We start from the raw sequence: 16,298 nt of genomic DNA, 5'->3' as shown, positions 1-16,298 counted from the left end.
ACATGAAACTTACACGCAGAACATTGACGAGCGCTCTGGCGCTTGGCGCGGCGCTCTCCGTCGCAGGGCTGGGCGGAGTTGCTCAGGCCGCCGATGTGAAGATCGCACTGGTGGTCAAATCGCTCGGCAACGGCTTTTTCGAAGCCGCCAACAAGGGCGCGCAGGAGGCCGCAAAGGACCTCGGCGGCGTCGAGATCATCTATACCGGCCCGACCAGCACCACGGCCGAAGGCCAGATCGAAGTCATCAATTCGCTGATCGCGCAGGGCGTCGATGCCATCGCCATTTCCGCCAATGACCCGGATGCCGTGGTTCCGGCGCTGAAAAAGGCAGCGCAGCGCGGCATCAAGGTCATCTCCTGGGATTCCGGTGTTGCGCCGGAAGGCCGCATTCTCCAGCTCAACCCCTCGTCCAACGCGCTGATCGGCAAGATGTGCCTGCAGCTCGCCGCATCGCATCTGGAAGGCGGCAAGGGCGATTTCGCCATTCTTTCGGCTACCACCACCTCCACGAACCAGAATATCTGGATCGACGAGATGAAAAAGCAGCTGAAGGATTTCCCAGGCCTCAACCTCGTCACCACGGTCTACGGCGACGACCTGGCCGACAAGAGCTACCGCGAAGCCCAGGGCCTGCTCTCCTCGCAGCCGAATGTGAAGGTCATCGTCGCGCCGACGACGGTTGGCGTTCTCGCCGCCTCGCAGGCGGTGAAGGATGCGGGCAAGATCGGTGAGGTCTATGTGACCGGCCTTGGCCTGCCGTCTGAAATGGCCGGCGCCATCAAGTCGGGCGCCACCAAGGAATTCGCCATCTGGAACCCGATCGACCTCGGTTACTCCGCCACCCAGATCGCCTATCGCCTGGTGAAGGGCGAAACCGATGGCAAGCCGGGCTCGGAAATCGAAGCCGGCCGCATGGGCAAGATCATGGTTGGCGAAAACAGCGAAGCGGCGATGGCCGATCCGTTCATCTATGACGCGAAGAATATCGATCAGTTCTCGAAGATCTTTTGATCGGAGAAGTGGCTGACGGCGGGTGGAGGGCACCCCCCTCTGCCCTGCCGGGCATCTCCCCCTCAAGGGGGAGATCAGCCAGATTATAACACTCGCTCACTCTCAACTTTAGTGATGGCCTCAACGGTGCCGCATATCGATCTCCCCCCTTGAGGGGGAGATGCCCGGCAGGGCAGAGGGGGGTGCCCTTCACCGCTTCAATCAAACTGACCGGTAAGACGGATGATGCGTATCGAAACGAAAATTTTAGATGTCGTCGAGGCTTCAAATTCAACGCCCATTCTGGAAATGCGCGGCATCAGCCAGATATTCCCCGGCGTCAAAGCGCTGGACGGCGTCGATATCGCGCTTTATCCCGGCAAGGTCACCGCGCTGATCGGCGAGAACGGTGCTGGTAAATCCACGCTCGTCAAAATCCTCACCGGCATTTACCGCCCCAACGAGGGCGAAATCCTTCTCGATGGTCAGCCCGTCCATTTTCACAGCGCACAGGACGCCATCGACGCCGGCGTGACCGCCATTCATCAGGAAACCGTGCTGTTCGACGAGCTTTCCGTCGGTGAAAACATCTTCCTCGGCCATGCGCCGAAGGGTCGTTTCGGTCTGATCGACTGGAAGACCATCAACACGCGCGCCAGAACCCTGCTGGAACAGCTCGAAAGCACCATTGATCCGACGATCCGGCTGAAGGACCTGTCCATCGCCCAGCGCCATCTCGTCGCCATCGCCCGCGCGCTTTCGGTCGAGGCGCGCATCGTCATCATGGACGAACCGACGGCCGCCCTTTCCCGCAAGGAAATCGACGATCTCTTTCGCATCGTCGAAAACCTCAAGCGGCAGGGCAAGGCGATCCTTTTCATCAGCCACAAGTTCGACGAGGTCTATGAGATCGCCGAGAACTACGCCGTGTTCCGCGACGGCAGGATGGTTGGAGCGGGCAATCTCACCGCCACGCCGCAGGACGAGATCGTGCGGCTGATGGTTGGCCGCGACGTGACGAACGCCTTTCCCAAGCAGGCCGTCACACTTGGTCCGACGGTTCTTTCGGTGCGCGATTATTCGCATGAGACGGAATTCCGCGATATTTCGCTCGAACTGCGCAAGGGCGAGATTCTCGGCCTCTACGGGCTGATCGGCGCCGGCCGCTCCGAGCTTTGCCAGTCGTTGTTCGGCATTACCCGGCCGGCTTCAGGGCAGGTATCGCTGGAAGGCCAGCCGCTTTCCTTCCGCTCGCCGGAAGACGCGATCCGCGCCGGCATCGTTTATGTGCCGGAGGAGCGCGGCCGCCACGGGCTGGCGCTGGATATGCCGATCTACCAGAACATGTCGCTGCCATCGCTCACGCGCACGTCGCGCAAGGGCTTTCTGGCCGCCGCCAATGAATTCGCGCTGGCGCGCAAATATGCCTCACGGCTCGATCTGCGCGCGGCCGCCCTTTCGGTGCCGGTCGGCACGCTTTCAGGCGGCAACCAGCAGAAGGTGGTGATCGGCAAGTGGCTCGCCACCCAGCCCAAGGTCATCATTCTCGATGAACCCACCAAGGGCATCGATATCGGCTCCAAGGCCGCCGTGCACGGCTTCATCAGCGAGCTTGCGGCGGAAGGGCTTTCCATCATCATGATTTCATCCGAACTTCCCGAAATCCTCGGCATGTCCGACCGCGCCATCGTCATGCGCGAAGGCCTGATGGCGGGCCAGTTCGAACGCGCCGATTTTTCTCCGGAAAAGCTGGTGCGCGCCGCCACCGGCAATGCCTGAGAGGGGCAAAACCATGCAACGTCTACTTAAAAATCGCGAATGGCTGCTGGCGGGCATCATCATCATCATGATCGCCGGTTTTGCGCTGCGCGCGCCCGGTTTCAGCCGACCCGCAAATCTCGTCAATATCTTCAACGATACCTCCATCCTCATCATTCTGGCGCTAGGCCAGATGGCGGTCATTCTCACCAAATCCATCGATCTGTCGGTTGCCGCCAATCTCGCCTTCACCGGCATGGCGGTGGCGATGACCAATGCCGCCTTTCCGGGAATTCCCCTGCCGCTTCTCATCGTCATGGCGGTCGGCATCGGCGCATTTCTCGGCTCGCTCAACGGCGTGCTGGTCTGGTGGCTCGGCATTCCGCCCATCGTCGTCACGCTCGGCACGCTCACCATCTATCGCGGCATGGCCTTCGTGCTGTCCGGCGGCGGCTGGGTGAATGCGCACCAGCTTTCCCCCACCTTCCTCAACGTGCCGCGCACCATGATCCTCGGTATGCCCGTACTTTCATGGGTGGCGATCGTTATCATCGCCGGCGCGTGGCTGGTGCTCAGCCGCACCTCCTTCGGCCGCTCCGCCTATGCGTCGGGCGGTAATCCGAGTGCCGCCGTCTATGCGGGCATCGATGTCGGCCGCACGCGCTTCTTCGCCTTCGTGCTGTCAGGCGCTCTGGCCGGTCTCGCCAGCTATCTCTGGGTATCGCGTTATGCGGTTGCCTATGTCGATATTGCCGCCGGTTTCGAACTGGACAGCGTGGCGGCGAATGTGATCGGCGGCATCTCGATTGCCGGCGGCATGGGCTCGGTGGCGGGTGCGGTGCTTGGCGCGCTGTTCCTCGGCGTCATCAAGAATGCCCTGCCCGTCATCGGCATTTCGCCCTTCGCGCAGATGGCGATTTCCGGCGTGGTGATCGTGCTCGCCGTCGTCTTCAACGCCCGCGCCGAAGCGCGAAAAGGCCGTATCATCCTGCGTGACCGCGCAGCAAGCGATCAGGCCAGGGAGGCCGCAGCATGAGCACCATGCCTCAACCAGCGCAGAATCCGCGCATCATTCCAGACAAGCTCGGCACGCCGATACGCCGCATCATGGCCAGTTGGGAAGTGCTGCTGCTTGGTGTTGCGATCCTCATCTTCATCGCCAATTCGCTGGCCTCACCCTATTTCCTCAATGCCTGGAACCTGTCGGACGCGACCTTCAACTTCACGGAAAAGGCGATCATCGCCTTCGCCATGGCGCTGTTGATCATCGCCGGTGAAATCGATCTTTCCGTCGCCGCCATCATCGCGCTCGCTTCCACCGCCATGGGTGCGGCAGTGCAGATGGGCGTCGGCACGCCCGGCCTCGTCGCCATCGGCATCGGCACCGGGCTTTTGTGCGGGGCCTTCAACGGCTTTCTGGTCGCAGGGCTGAAACTGCCGTCCATCGTCGTCACCATCGGCACGATGAGCCTGTTTCGCGGCATTTCCTATATGGTGCTGGGCGATCAGGCCTATGGCAAATATCCCGCCGATTTTGCCTATTTCGGTCAGGGTTACGTTTTCTGGGTGATTTCTTTCGAATTCGTGCTGTTCATCGCCATGGCCATCCTCTTCGCCATTCTACTGCATGCCACCAATTTCGGCCGGCAGGTCTATGTGATCGGCAACAATCCCTTCGCCGCCCGTTTCTCCGGCATACCCGTCGAGCGGGTGAAGTTCATCCTGTTCCTGCTCACCGGCCTGATGAGCGGCATCGCTGCCGTCTGCCTCACGTCGCGGTTGGGCTCCACGCGCCCGTCCATCGCTCAAGGGTGGGAGCTTGAGGTGGTGACCATGGTGGTGCTCGGCGGTGTCTCCATTCTCGGCGGCTCCGGCACCATCGCAGGCGTCGTCATTGCCGCTTTCGTCATGGGCCTCGTCACCTTCGGGCTCGGTCTTCTGAATGTGCCGGGCATCGTCATGTCGATCTTTGTCGGTCTGCTGCTCATCGTAACCATCGCCATCCCCATCGTTGTCCGTCGCCTTCGCGCCATGAGAAGTTAAGCCATGCCGGAACTTGAAAAACACGCCTTCAAGATGAAACTCTTTGCCGGAAAAGAGGCCGAATATAAAAAGCGCCATGACGAGATATGGCCGGAACTGGTGACGCTGCTGCGCGACGCGGGTGTGAGCGATTACTCCATCCATCTCGACCCGGAAACTAACATCCTGTTCGGCGTGTTGACGCGCCCGAAGAACCACGGCATGGCGGCTTTGCCCGAACATCCCGTGATGAAGAAGTGGTGGGCGCATATGGCCGATATCATGGAGAGCAATGCCGATCATTCGCCGGTCGCAAAAGATCTGGTGACGGTGTTCCATCTGCCATGAGCGAGAGCATCAAACCGGGCCGCGTCGCGGTCATCGATATCGGCAAAACCAATGCCAAGGTCGTCGTCATCGACACCGGCAGCGGCGAGGAGATTGTCGCTGAGAAACAGGCGAACCCCGTCCTTCGCGATGGGATTTATCCGCATTACGATGTGGAGATGCTTTGGCGCTTCATTCTCTCCGCGCTTCAGCGTTTCGGCCAGAAGCCTGGTTTCGATGCGATTTCGATCACCACCCATGGCGCTTCTGCAGCGCTTCTAGATGCGAACGGCGATCTCGCCATGCCGGTGCTCGATTATGAACACGGCTATCCCGCCGCCATTGAAGAAGCCTATCGCGGCATCAGGCCCGATTTTGCCGAGACCGGCTCACCGCAGCTTCCCGTCGGGCTGAACCTTGGCTCGCAAATCCATTTCCAGAAAGCGGCCTTTCCGGACGATTTCTCCAGAGTGCGCAGCATCGTCACCTATGCGCAATATTGGGCGGGACGGCTGACGGGCATTCAGGCCACGGAAACGACCTCGCTTGGCTGCCATACGGATCTCTGGAACCCGCGGCGGAAGAGTTTCTCCTCGCTCGTCGCGCGTCTCGGTATCGAACATTTGATGGCGCCGGTCCGCTCCGCTTTCGATGTGCTGGGAACAATCCGCCCGTCGATTGCGCTGGAAACCGGTCTTTCACCGCATATGCCGGTCTATTGTGGCATCCACGATTCCAACGCATCCCTCCTGCCGCATCTTCTGCGTCGGGACGGTGATTTTTCGGTCGTCTCCACCGGCACCTGGGTGGTGAATTTCGCCATCGGCGGCGCGGCGGGTTCGCTCGATCCCACCCGTGATACACTCCTGAATGTCGATGCTTTCGGCCGTCCCGTTCCCTCGTCACGCTTCATGGGCGGCAGGGAATATGAAATGCTGGCGCAGCAATTCGGGGCCGTGAAAGACGAAGCGATAGACGCGGCTCTCGGCGGCGTGGTTGCCAGGGGCATGATGCTGCTGCCGAGCGTCGTCAGCGGCTCCGGCCCCTTTCCCGACAGGGCAGCGCGCTGGATTGGCGATGAAAATGCTACGGCCGCGGAACGGCACGCAGCGGCGTCGCTTTATCTCGCCCTGATGACGGAATGCAGCCTCTCGCTCATCGGGCGGAAAGGTCCGATCCTTGTGGAAGGCCCCTTCGCCAGCAACACCCTTTATCTGAAGGCGCTGGCCGGCTTTGCAGAGACCGAAGTAACCGCGGTCGAAGGGTCGACGGGCACCAGCGCCGGTGCGGCCCTGCTCACCGGCATCAAGCCGCTTGCCGGTCGCGAGCGCCATTTCACGCCGCACGATATTCCCGGCCTCGCCTCTTACCGCAATGCCTGGCGAGGCCACATGGCCTGATGCGAAACGCAAAATGCGGCCGAACGCTCGGCCGCATTGCGATTTTGCAGAAGAATCAGCCCTTTATGAAGGCCAGAAGATCGGCGTTCAGCACATCGGCATTGACGGTGAGCATACCGTGCGAGAAGCCGGGATAGGTCTTCAGCGTGCCGTTTTTCAACAGCTTAACCGATTTCAGCGCGGAGTCGGCAATCGGCACGATCTGGTCGTCTTCGCCATGCAGCACCAGTGTAGGAACGCTGATATTCTTCAGGTCTTCGGTCTGGTCGGTTTCCGAGAAGGCCTTGATGCCGTCATAATGGGCCTTTGCGCCGCCCATCATGCCCTGCCGCCACCAGTTCTGGATAACGCCTTCATGAACGGTCGCGCCATCGCGGTTGAAGCCATAGAACGGGCCGGCCGGCACATCGCGGAAGAACTGCGCGCGGTTTGCGGCGAGCGACGAGCGGAAGCCGTCAAAAACCTCCATCGGCAGGCCTTCCGGATTGGCCTCGGTCTTGAGCATCAGCGGCGGCACGGCGGAAACGAGAACCGCCTTGGCGACACGGCCGGCGGGTTCGCCATGTTTTGCGACATAACGGGCGACTTCGCCGCCACCGGTGGAGTGGCCGATATGGACGGCGTTCTTCAGATCGAGGGCCTCAACGACGGCAAAGGCGTCGGCGGCGTAGTGATCCATGTCATGACCGTCGGCGACCTGGGCGGAACGGCCGTGGCCACGGCGGTCATGGGCGACGACGCGAAAACCCTTGGAAACGAAGAACAGCATCTGCGCATCCCAGTCATCGGACGAGAGCGGCCAGCCATGGTGGAACATGATCGGCTGGGCATCCTTCGGGCCCCAGTCCTTGTAGAAGATTTCGGTTCCGTCTGTCGTCTTAACAAAGCCCATGATCGTTACTCCTTCGGTTGCGTTGGCATCTGCGGCACAGCCTGTTGTGCGCCGGTTTGATGGAGGGATGATGACGCAGGATAACGGTTGCAACAATTGCAACAATAATTGGGAATGAATTGCTGTTTATGAAATTATCTTCTCGACCCGCATACCATTCCGGCACACGTGTCGACCCGCTCCGCGCCCTCATGCAAGGGTGAGAACGGGAATCACCGGCGGAGGGTTCCGTGAATTCGGTGCGGCCTCAGTCTACCTCGGGATCGTATTCCCTCGGGCTCTCGTCCTTGGAGAACAGGACACATGGCCCGCGTGAACCGCGCGGATCATAGGCATATCCCTTGGCGGTCAGCGCCTGCATGATATCGCGAACCCCGGCGAGACCGTAAAGATGGTCGTGCAGTTCCACGAATATCCGCTCCACGCCGGTCAGATCGGCCCTGCCGAGCAGATCGCGTTCCGCACCCTCGATATCCATCACGAGCGCGGTAATGCCCCGGCTGGCGATAAATTCATCGATATTGGCGGAAGAAATTTCGATGCGTTTTTCATAAGGCCCCTGATTTTCGTCCATGGACGACATCCAGAGATCCCTGCGGACGTAAAAAGGATAGGAGCTCGGCTCATCGGCGGTGAGAAGCCCCTGTGAAAACACGACATTGCCGCGGCAATTGGCCTTGATCACCCGCTCTGCCAGCGCGGCGGTGGAGGGGTTGGCCTCGAAAGCCCAGACGGAAACATCCTCGATGCCGGCAATGATCGAGGTGATGATCCCGATACCGGAGCCAAGCTCCAGTACGCGATCGCCGGGCTTGATGGCTTTCAGGACGCTGCGGGCCTCTTTCGCCTCATAGCTGCCGTCGGTCAGCGCCTGCCAGATGACCGGCGACACCTCATCGGAAGAGAGGGGAAGGGCAACTCCATGCACGTCCAGTATTTCCATGTCTCAAGCCTTCTCGCAAAACCCGGCCGCTTTGTCGCAATGATCCCATATCGACCGGGAATGCTCTACAGCATCGTTGCGGCAACCGGTATCGGTTTTCGCAAGCAACGCTATGACGTGGTAAAAATTCAAGATACGGCCGGCGCCAAAACAGGCGCCTCTCAGACGGAACTCCAGGCCACAAGCTCCTTGGCCGGCAACGGTCTGCTGATCAGATATCCCTGAACCTGATCGCAGCCCAGACGCCTGACGCATTCATATTGCTCTTCCGTCTCGATACCTTCCGCAATCGTCGTCATCCGCAGACTGCGGCCGACGCCGACCACGAATTCCACGATCGCCAGCGCGTCGCGGTCGCTGGTGATATCGCGCAGGAACGAGCGGTCGATCTTGATCTTGTCGAAGGGCACGCCGCGCAAATTGGCGAGCGATGAATAACCTGTCCCAAAATCATCCATGGCGATCTGGATGCCGACGGCCTTCAGGCGCGACAGCGTGTTGATCGTCTGGTCGCTCTTGTTAAGCAGGATCGATTCGGTGATTTCAAGCTCGAGCCGGCTGGGTTCCAGCCCGCTTTTCTCAAGCGCGCCCATGACGTTCTGGATGAGGTTGGTACTGTGGAACTGAACCGGCGACAGATTGACCGCCACCTTCATGTCCTCGTCCCAGCCCATCGCCTCGCGGCAGGCGGTCTCCATCACCCATTTTCCGAGCGAATGGATGAGACCGGTTCTTTCCGCGACAGGAATGAACACGCTGGGCGGCACATCGCCACGCACGGGATGTTTCCAGCGCAGCAACGCCTCGAAGCCGCAGAGCTTGCGTGTCTGCGTCGCCACCTGCGGCTGGTAATAGACTTCCATCTCGTCGTTCTGCAACGCGGTCTGCAGATCGGCCTCGAATGACTTTTTTTCGGTCAGCTGCTTCTGCATGCGGACCTTGAAAACGCTCGCCCGGCCGGGACCGATGGCTTTCGCCTCATAAAGCGCCAGATCCGCGCGCTTGAACAATTCATCCGCGTCGACGGCGCCGTGCGATATGGCGATGCCGATGCAGGTGCCGATTTTGACCTCCTGCTCGCCCAGCTGGTAGGTGCGGCTGATCTGGTCGATGAGCTTGGTGGCAAGACGCCGGGCGGCATCCTCGTTCAGATCGTCGGAGACGACGGCAAATTCGTCGCCGCCCAGACGGCAGACCATGTCATAATCGCCGCCGATGCCCGAGAGACGCTGCGCCACGGCCTGAAGCAGCGCATCGCCGGCATCGTGGCCGAGCGTGTCGTTGACGTCCTTGAACCCGTCGAGATCGAGCAGGAGGATGGCTGTCGTTCCCGTCCCGCCGAAGGATCGGCGCAACCTCTCGATCAGTTCCTGCCGGAACAGCGCGCGGTTCGGCAGTCCCGTCAGCGCGTCGTGATAGGCGTCGTGTTCGAGCCGAACATTCTTCGCCTGCAATTCCAGCGTCGCGGCACGCAGATCGTCCGTCAGGCCGCGCATGCTTTTCTGCGCGCGGTTCAGGAGATCATTCTGGCGAAGCAGCAATATGACAAGCGCGATACCGCACAGGATCAGGCCGCCCGCCAGCGCGGTATAGACGATATGCAGCTTGCGCACATCCTCATGGGCCGTATCGATCAGATTGACGTCATAAGCGACGGAAGACGAGGCAAGCGTCGTCATCGGCGCGTCGAGCGCGCTCATCGTTGCCAGCAAATCCGGAACCTCGGCCGGATCGAGGGTGTTCACCCGCTGCTCGAGACGGGCCAGAACGGCATCGAGGCGGGTTACGAGATCCCGCCACTGCTGTTTTTCATTGATGAAGGCCCCGAGATTGCCCTGCTTCAAAAGCTCAAGGCGGCTCAGCATGATGTCCAGGCGCAGTTGCAGCTCATCCCTGTCGATCCTGCCGGGATTGAGCGCGAACACGGCCAGCTTGTTCTGGAGGCGCAGATATTCGGCTACGGTCTGGCTGACTGCCCAGGAATCATTGTAGCGGGCGAATTTCTGCAGAGCGGTCTGCCGCTCGGCAATGACGAAAGCGATATAGCCCGTTGCCAGGACGAAGCAACAGATGATCACCGCCACAAGTTTTCGCAAACGGCACCTTTATTCCACTATCAGTTTGGCAACTTGCCATGCGGACCGCGAATAATAGGTCTGCTTCTGCAGCTCCGGATCGCTGTCATAGGGATAGATGACGAACAACGGGCCCTTTTCGCGAACTGTCATGTAATTGCCATCCAGCTTGATCGCCAGGATAACGTTAAATTTCTTAAAATCTTCAATCGGTATCGTGCTGACGTAATCGTTGAGGGCGACTGCCGTGACGCTGGTGCCCTTTGCGCCGACGACATCCATCAATTTTGCCAGCGAAACACCATCGAAACGGACGCGGCCATCATGCCAGGGCGTCGTCGTCTCCACCGTCACCATGCCGAGCGCTTCCAGCATGTCACGATCAAATACCGCGGCACCCTCGCCATTCGTATTGGCGATGTTTCCGGATATGGTTAATATCGGTTTTCCTTGCGGTTTGGCAATTTCGCCGGCTTCGGCACAGGAAAGCCACGCGAGCGACAAGAACGCACTGAGAAGTACCCGGGCGAAACTCATACTTTTTCTCCATCGATAACGTTCAGGTCGAGGGTTTTCACCAACCTTTGAAGGTCAAGGGAACCGACGCTAGCAATATATATCAGGAATGGATGTTATATCCTTAGTGAGATTTTATCCGTATTTTCTCTAGGTTTTGAGTAAACCCTTTGGATAAGTTTTCCGTCTTATTGTATTTTTTCAGGCCACGCGTCCCATTATGACACAAGCGCCAAGCTGCGGAGACCCCTCCCGATAATTCGTCAGGTGCGACAAAGGCCGAATTGTGGCGAGAGCCTTTCCGTTGTCACGCAGCAGCATCTGATTCGCCTGAGGCAGCCGGATAAGCGATGCCCCGTCCGCGTGCCGGAATGAAATGACGAATGGCAAATTCCACGTCACGGAAAAATCATGGCGATTGCCGGAGCGCACGGTTGAAACGTACCGCCCGGACCTTAATATAAAGGCTGTCGTTTCCGTTTCCGACAATTCAAGAAGCCCCCGTCGGAAATATCCAGACACATGTTCCGCGCAGCGAAAGCCGCGATGCCGGATATCGTCCGGCCAGGAAAATTCTGTTCACGTCTCAGGGCCGGACGGCATTTCGCCGAATTGGCCGCATCATGAAGGTAGCCCCTATGCACACCTATCCCGACATCAAACTTCTCATTGATGGCGAATGGCGAGACGCCGTTTCCGGCAAGACGATCGCCGTGTCCGATCCGGCAACCGACGAGATCATCGGCGCGATTGCGCATGCCGAGAAGGAAGACCTCGATCTGGCGCTTGCCGCCGCCGAGCGCGGTTTCAGGGTGTGGCGCGACACCTCGCCTTTCGAGCGCTCGAAGATCATGCGCAGGGCGGCCGATCTCCTGCGCGAGCGCAAGGACAAGATCGCCTACATCATGACCCGCGAACAGGGCAAGCCGCTGGCGCAATCCGGTACTGAAATTATGGGCGCCGCCGATACCATCGACTGGTTCGCCGAAGAAGCCCGCCGCACCTATGGGCAGGTCATTCCGGCGCGCGCAACCGGCGTTTCGCAGCTTGCCATCAAGCTGCCGGTCGGTCCCGTCGCGGCGTTTACGCCGTGGAACTTCCCGATCAACCAGATCGTCCGCAAGCTTTCCGCAGCGCTTGCCACCGGCTGCTCCATCATCGTCAAGGCCCCGGAAGAAACACCGGCGTCACCGGCTGAACTGATCCGCGCTTTCGTGGATGCCGGCGTACCGGCGGGCGTCATTGGCCTCGTTTACGGCGTTCCATCCGAGATTTCGGAATATCTGATCCCGCATCCGGTCATCCGCAAGATCTCCTTCACCGGATCCACTCCCATTGGCAAACATCTGGCCGCGCTTGCCGGCAAGCACATGAAGCGCGCCACGATGGAGCTTGGCGGCCATGCGCCGGTGATGATCTTTGACGACGCCGATATCGACAAGGCAATCGAAGTCACCTCGCTTGCCAAGTTCCGCAATGCCGGCCAGGTCTGTGTCGCCCCCACCCGCTTCCTCGTGCAGGACGGCGTTGCCGACCGTTTCCTTGAAGGTTTCGTGGAAGCTACGAAGGCCATCAAGGTCGGCAACGGGCTGGAAGACGGCGTCATCATGGGGCCGCTCGCCAATGAGCGCCGCATTCCGGCGCTGGAAGGCCTCATCAACGACGCCGTTTCCCATGGTGCAGACCTGAAAACCGGCGGACGCCGCATCGGCAACAAGGGCAATTTCTTCGAGCCGACGGTTCTCGCCAATGTGCCGACCATCGCCAAAATCATGAATGACGAACCCTTCGGCCCGGTCGCCATCATCAATCGCTTCTCGAGCTTCGATGACGCCATCACCGAGGCGAACCGCCTGCCCTTCGGCCTTGCATCCTATGCCTTCACCGGCTCGGTCAAGACCGCGCATGCACTCGGCCAGCAGGTGGAGGCCGGCATGCTGACCATCAACCACAACGGCCTTGCGCTTCCGGAAGTCCCCTTCGGCGGCATCAAGGATTCCGGTTATGGCACGGAAGGCGGCTCGGAAGCGGTTCAGGCCTATCTGGAGACCAAATTCGTCAGCCAGATGAGCTGACGCTTTTTTGGCGAACCCGGAGCATCTGCACCTTCGTCACCCCGGCCTCGAGCCGGGGTCCTGCCAGCACAAGTCCTTGGGCTGAAAAGACTTTATTCGCCGCGCAGACGCGCGTCGGCTGGATGCCGGATCTAGTCCGGCATGACGGAAGAGAGGCCTTATTGATCTGAGAACAGGCAAAATCAGCCACAGCGTTTTTTCGCTGCTTCGGTCCTGCTTGCTTTCGTCTGCATCATTCCCTAAAAGAACAAAAAGTGAACTTTAAGGGGCGATATGAGCGACGCGGCGGCACCGGCACTGAAGGAAATCTTTAACCGCGAGAAACTGCGGCATATCGCCGATGAGACGAAGGCCGTTCATCCGCCATTTGACGTTTCCGCCTTCATGGCGCTCGCCACCGAAAACCTCGAAGCGCTGGGCATCATGCAGCGCATGCGACAGGTGGCGACGAGCCTGCATGCGACACTTCCCGGCGACTATGCCCGCAATATCGAAATCCTGACCGCCGCAGCGCCGGGCATCGGCAACGGTTTCGCCTCCATTTCGCTGCCGGAATATGTGGCGCTCTACGGCCTCGATGATTTCGATCTTTCCATGGAAGCGCTGCATTATTTCACCCGCTTCGGCTCCTCGGAATTCGCCATCCGGCATTTCCTGCAAAAGGATATGGCCCGCACCCTTGCCGTGATGGAAACATGGTCACGGCACGCGAATGAACATGTGCGGCGGCTGGCAAGCGAAGGCTGCCGGCCCCGCCTGCCATGGTCGTTCCAGCTCAAACCCCTGATCGACGATCCCTCGCCCGTCACCGCAATCCTCGACGCCATGAAAGCCGACGAGGCGCTTTATGTGCGCAAATCCGTCGCCAATCATCTGAACGACATCACCAAGGACAATCCGGCTTTCGTGCTGGCGCTGATCGATACATGGCCAAAGGACAATCCGCATACACGCTGGATCACGCGGCAGGCCCTGCGCACATTGATCAAGAAGGGCGATGCTGCCGCACTTGCCCATCTTGGCGCGGCTGAGGAGGCGGAAATTTCCCTTACGGCATTTCAGGTTACGCCGGACAAGGTTGCGCTCGGCAATCCGGTGCGAATTGCAACCTCTTTCACCTCGACGGCGAAACGGCCGCAGAAACTGGTGATCGACTACGCCGTGCACTACGTGAAGAAGAGCGGCGACGCCTCCGCAAAAGTCTTCAAGTGGAAAGAGATCGAACTTCAGCCCGGCGAGACATGTGCGCTGTCGATCAGCCGCGCCATACGTGATTTCACGACCCGCAAACACTATCCCGGCATCCACAGGGTCGACCTGACGATCAACGGCAAGCTTGTGGCAGAAAGCGCCTTCGAGCTTCTGGGCTGATAGCGCCTCACGCCGCCGGGAAAATCTTCGCCCGGCGGATGATGACGGAACCGCGGTCTCCGGCGGCGACATCGTTTTCCGGCGGCACGTCGAATTCCAGAAGGTCGCCGCCATCGGTACTGGCAATCACCCGGCGCTCGCCCGCACGGTCGAGAACCCGCGCCACAGAAGCCGGAATGCCCTCATGCAGATCTTCCCACTCCAGATCGCCGGGGCGGGCATAGATGTCCACCGCGCCATCGCCTTGAGCATAGGAAAAAGGCAGCTCGTTATCGCCGACATAGACCTTGCCGCCGCGCGCCACGCCGGACACCCGGTTGGCATCGCCCAGAAAGCGCATGACGAAGGCGCTGTTCGGCTGGCGGCAGACCTCCTTCGGCGTGCCCTGCTGTACGATCTCGCCCTGATTGAGAATAACCACACGGTCAGCAAGATCGAGCGCCTCTTCCTGGTCATGCGTCACGAAAATCGTGGTGATGCCGAGCGAATCGTGAATCTCGCGCAGCCAGCGGCGCAGGTCGCGGCGCACATTGGCGTCCAGCGCCCCAAAGGGCTCATCGAGCAGAAGCACCTTCGGATCGACTGAAAGCGCACGCGCCAGCGCCACGCGCTGCCGCTGGCCGCCGGAAATCTGCGCCGGGAAACGGTCGCCCAGGCCATCGAGCTTCACCAGACGCAGAAGCTCTTCGACGCGGGCATCGATTGCCGCCTTGTCCCGCTTCACCTTCGAGACCTTCATGCCGAAAGCGATGTTTTGATGCAGGGTCATATGCGGAAAGAGCGCGTAGTGCTGGAATACGAAACCGACGCCCCGGTCCCGCACCGGAATATTGGTGGCGTCCTCGTCGCCGAAAAAGATACGGCCGCCATCGCTATATTCGAGGCCGGCGACCATGCGCAAAATCGTGGTCTTGCCGGAACCTGAGGGACCGAGCAGCGCCAGAAGCTCGCCGCTTTCGATATCCAGCGAAACATCGCGCACGGCGCGGAAGGTATCGAAGGTCTTCACCACATTTTCGAGGCGGATTTTCATGGGAATCAGGTCTCCGTGGCGATGGCGGCATCGCCGTTGGTCTTCTTGGCCCCGCGCCCGGCGCCGCGTCGTTCCAGCGCCACCTTGGCGATGATGGTGACGACGGCGAGGGTGGCGAGGATCGAGGCCGAGGCAAAAGCGCCGGCCGCCTGGTAGTCGTGGTAAAGCAGTTCGATATGCAGCGGCAGCGTATTGGTCTGGCCGCGAATATTGCCCGATACGACCGATACCGCGCCGAATTCACCCATCACGCGGGCGTTGCACAGCACGACGCCGTAAAGCAGCGCCCATTTGATATTCGGCAAGGTGACAGAAAAGAAAGTGCGCCAGCCGGAGGCACCAAGCGACGTCGCCGCCTCTTCCAGATCGCGGCCCTGCGCCTGCATCAGCGGGATAAGTTCCCGCGCCACGAAAGGTGCCGTGACGAACATCGAGGCGATGACGATGCCGGGCAGCGCAAAAAGTATCTTGATGTCGTGCGCATCGAGGAACGGGCCGAAAAGCCCCTGCAGGCCGTAAACGAAAAGATAGGCGACACCGGCGACGATGGGCGAGATGGAAAAGGGTATCTCGATCAGCACCAGCAGGAAGCGCCGACCGGGGAAATCGAACTTGGTGATCGCCCATGCGGCCGCAACACCGAAGGCCGTATTGACCGGCACGGCGATCAGCGCCGTCAGCACCGTCAGCATGATGGCGTGGCGGGTATCGGGATGGGTGATGGTGGCCGTATAGGCCTTCCAGCCCTGCGAAAACGCCTCGACGCCGATGATGATAAGCGGCGCCAGGACCAAAATGGCGCCGATGACCAGCACAAAAGAAATCAGGCTGCGGCGAACGAGAGGGGAGTCGCCGACGCGTGGCGGTTTGCGATGTGAAGAAACGGCGCTCATC

Annotated in this window: 14 protein-coding genes; 8 read left to right on the top strand and 6 right to left on the bottom strand. The window is 60.1% G+C overall.

Features of this window, described 5'->3' with window-relative positions; genetic code table 11:
- Positions 1-2 precede the first annotated feature (2 nt).
- The 6 genes from rhaS (at position 3) to BTE54_RS18215 (ending at position 6,499) form a co-directional block, all read left to right on the top strand.
- A complete protein-coding gene (gene rhaS, locus BTE54_RS18240) occupies positions 3-1,013 on the top strand; it encodes a rhamnose ABC transporter substrate-binding protein (protein WP_078053435.1) in 1,011 nt (336 codons plus the stop codon).
- A gap of 222 nt (positions 1,014-1,235) precedes the next feature.
- Entirely contained in the window at positions 1,236-2,771 is a 1,536-nt protein-coding gene (locus tag BTE54_RS18235) for a sugar ABC transporter ATP-binding protein (RefSeq protein WP_198939187.1), read from the top strand.
- Between the two features lie 13 nt (positions 2,772-2,784).
- A complete protein-coding gene (locus BTE54_RS18230; RefSeq protein WP_078053532.1) occupies positions 2,785-3,786 on the top strand; it encodes an ABC transporter permease in 1,002 nt (333 codons plus the stop codon).
- Positions 3,783-4,793, top strand: coding sequence for an ABC transporter permease (locus tag BTE54_RS18225; RefSeq protein WP_065657123.1), 1,011 nt, complete (start codon positions 3,783-3,785; stop codon positions 4,791-4,793). Before BTE54_RS18230 ends, BTE54_RS18225 begins: the two co-directional genes overlap by 4 nt.
- Before the next feature lie 3 nt (positions 4,794-4,796).
- Complete coding sequence (gene rhaM / locus BTE54_RS18220; RefSeq protein WP_078053434.1) at positions 4,797-5,120, top strand: L-rhamnose mutarotase; 324 nt, start codon at positions 4,797-4,799, stop codon at positions 5,118-5,120.
- Complete coding sequence (locus tag BTE54_RS18215) at positions 5,117-6,499, top strand: FGGY-family carbohydrate kinase (protein ID WP_078053433.1); 1,383 nt, start codon at positions 5,117-5,119, stop codon at positions 6,497-6,499. Before rhaM ends, BTE54_RS18215 begins: the two co-directional genes overlap by 4 nt.
- Before the next feature lie 55 nt (positions 6,500-6,554).
- On the opposite strand, the gene BTE54_RS18210 is transcribed toward BTE54_RS18215, so the two are convergent.
- The 4 genes from BTE54_RS18210 to BTE54_RS18195 all read right to left on the bottom strand — a co-directional run bounded on the left by BTE54_RS18210 (position 6,555) and on the right by BTE54_RS18195 (position 10,946).
- The gene (locus BTE54_RS18210; protein WP_003522568.1) at positions 6,555-7,391 is read right to left on the bottom strand and encodes an alpha/beta hydrolase; all 837 of its coding nucleotides are present in this window, start codon (positions 7,389-7,391) and stop codon (positions 6,555-6,557) included.
- Positions 7,392-7,638: 247 nt separating this feature from the next.
- Positions 7,639-8,334 carry an FkbM family methyltransferase gene (locus BTE54_RS18205; RefSeq protein ID WP_003522567.1) on the bottom strand — a complete coding sequence of 232 codons (696 nt, stop codon included), beginning with the start codon at positions 8,332-8,334 and terminating at the stop codon, positions 7,639-7,641.
- Between the two features lie 161 nt (positions 8,335-8,495).
- A complete protein-coding gene (locus BTE54_RS18200) occupies positions 8,496-10,430 on the bottom strand; it encodes an EAL domain-containing protein (protein WP_078053432.1) in 1,935 nt (644 codons plus the stop codon).
- A 9-nt stretch (positions 10,431-10,439) separates the two neighbouring features.
- Positions 10,440-10,946, bottom strand: a complete 507-nt coding sequence (locus BTE54_RS18195; RefSeq protein WP_003522565.1) for a molybdopterin-dependent oxidoreductase — start codon at positions 10,944-10,946, stop codon at positions 10,440-10,442.
- 617 nt (positions 10,947-11,563) lie between these two features.
- Here BTE54_RS18195 and BTE54_RS18190 point away from each other — a divergent pair.
- A complete protein-coding gene (locus tag BTE54_RS18190; RefSeq protein WP_078053431.1) occupies positions 11,564-13,000 on the top strand; it encodes an NAD-dependent succinate-semialdehyde dehydrogenase in 1,437 nt (478 codons plus the stop codon).
- A 273-nt stretch (positions 13,001-13,273) separates the two neighbouring features.
- Positions 13,274-14,371 carry a DNA alkylation repair protein gene (locus tag BTE54_RS18185; RefSeq protein WP_143240741.1) on the top strand — a complete coding sequence of 366 codons (1,098 nt, stop codon included), beginning with the start codon at positions 13,274-13,276 and terminating at the stop codon, positions 14,369-14,371.
- 7 nt (positions 14,372-14,378) lie between these two features.
- On the opposite strand, the gene BTE54_RS18180 is transcribed toward BTE54_RS18185, so the two are convergent.
- Both BTE54_RS18180 and cysW read right to left on the bottom strand, forming a co-directional pair.
- On the bottom strand, positions 14,379-15,404 hold the full coding sequence (locus BTE54_RS18180; protein WP_003522562.1) for a sulfate/molybdate ABC transporter ATP-binding protein: 1,026 nt from the start codon (positions 15,402-15,404) through the stop codon (positions 14,379-14,381).
- Positions 15,405-15,409: 5 nt separating this feature from the next.
- On the bottom strand, positions 15,410-16,297 hold the full coding sequence (gene cysW / locus BTE54_RS18175; protein WP_078053430.1) for a sulfate ABC transporter permease subunit CysW: 888 nt from the start codon (positions 16,295-16,297) through the stop codon (positions 15,410-15,412).
- Position 16,298 lies beyond the last annotated feature (1 nt).

Source organism: Agrobacterium sp. YIC 4121 (assembly GCF_002008205.1).
Lineage (GTDB): Bacteria > Pseudomonadota > Alphaproteobacteria > Rhizobiales > Rhizobiaceae > Agrobacterium > Agrobacterium leguminum.
Note: the sequence above shows the minus strand (reverse complement) of the source record. Positions and strands in the feature narration are given on the sequence as shown.

Coding starts and splice junctions, on each gene's coding strand:
- rhaS (WP_078053435.1), top strand. CDS start 3: ATGAAACTTACACGCAGAACATTGACGAGCGCTCTGGCGCTTGGCGCG.
- rhaM (WP_078053434.1), top strand. CDS start 4,797: ATGCCGGAACTTGAAAAACACGCCTTCAAGATGAAACTCTTTGCCGGA.
- BTE54_RS18225 (WP_065657123.1), top strand. CDS start 3,783: ATGAGCACCATGCCTCAACCAGCGCAGAATCCGCGCATCATTCCAGAC.
- BTE54_RS18235 (WP_198939187.1), top strand. CDS start 1,236: ATGATGCGTATCGAAACGAAAATTTTAGATGTCGTCGAGGCTTCAAAT.
- BTE54_RS18230 (WP_078053532.1), top strand. CDS start 2,785: ATGCAACGTCTACTTAAAAATCGCGAATGGCTGCTGGCGGGCATCATC.
- BTE54_RS18180 (WP_003522562.1), bottom strand. CDS start 15,404: ATGAAAATCCGCCTCGAAAATGTGGTGAAGACCTTCGATACCTTCCGC.
- BTE54_RS18195 (WP_003522565.1), bottom strand. CDS start 10,946: ATGAGTTTCGCCCGGGTACTTCTCAGTGCGTTCTTGTCGCTCGCGTGG.
- BTE54_RS18215 (WP_078053433.1), top strand. CDS start 5,117: ATGAGCGAGAGCATCAAACCGGGCCGCGTCGCGGTCATCGATATCGGC.
- BTE54_RS18185 (WP_143240741.1), top strand. CDS start 13,274: ATGAGCGACGCGGCGGCACCGGCACTGAAGGAAATCTTTAACCGCGAG.
- BTE54_RS18210 (WP_003522568.1), bottom strand. CDS start 7,391: ATGGGCTTTGTTAAGACGACAGACGGAACCGAAATCTTCTACAAGGAC.
- BTE54_RS18205 (WP_003522567.1), bottom strand. CDS start 8,334: ATGGAAATACTGGACGTGCATGGAGTTGCCCTTCCCCTCTCTTCCGAT.
- cysW (WP_078053430.1), bottom strand. CDS start 16,297: ATGAGCGCCGTTTCTTCACATCGCAAACCGCCACGCGTCGGCGACTCC.
- BTE54_RS18190 (WP_078053431.1), top strand. CDS start 11,564: ATGCACACCTATCCCGACATCAAACTTCTCATTGATGGCGAATGGCGA.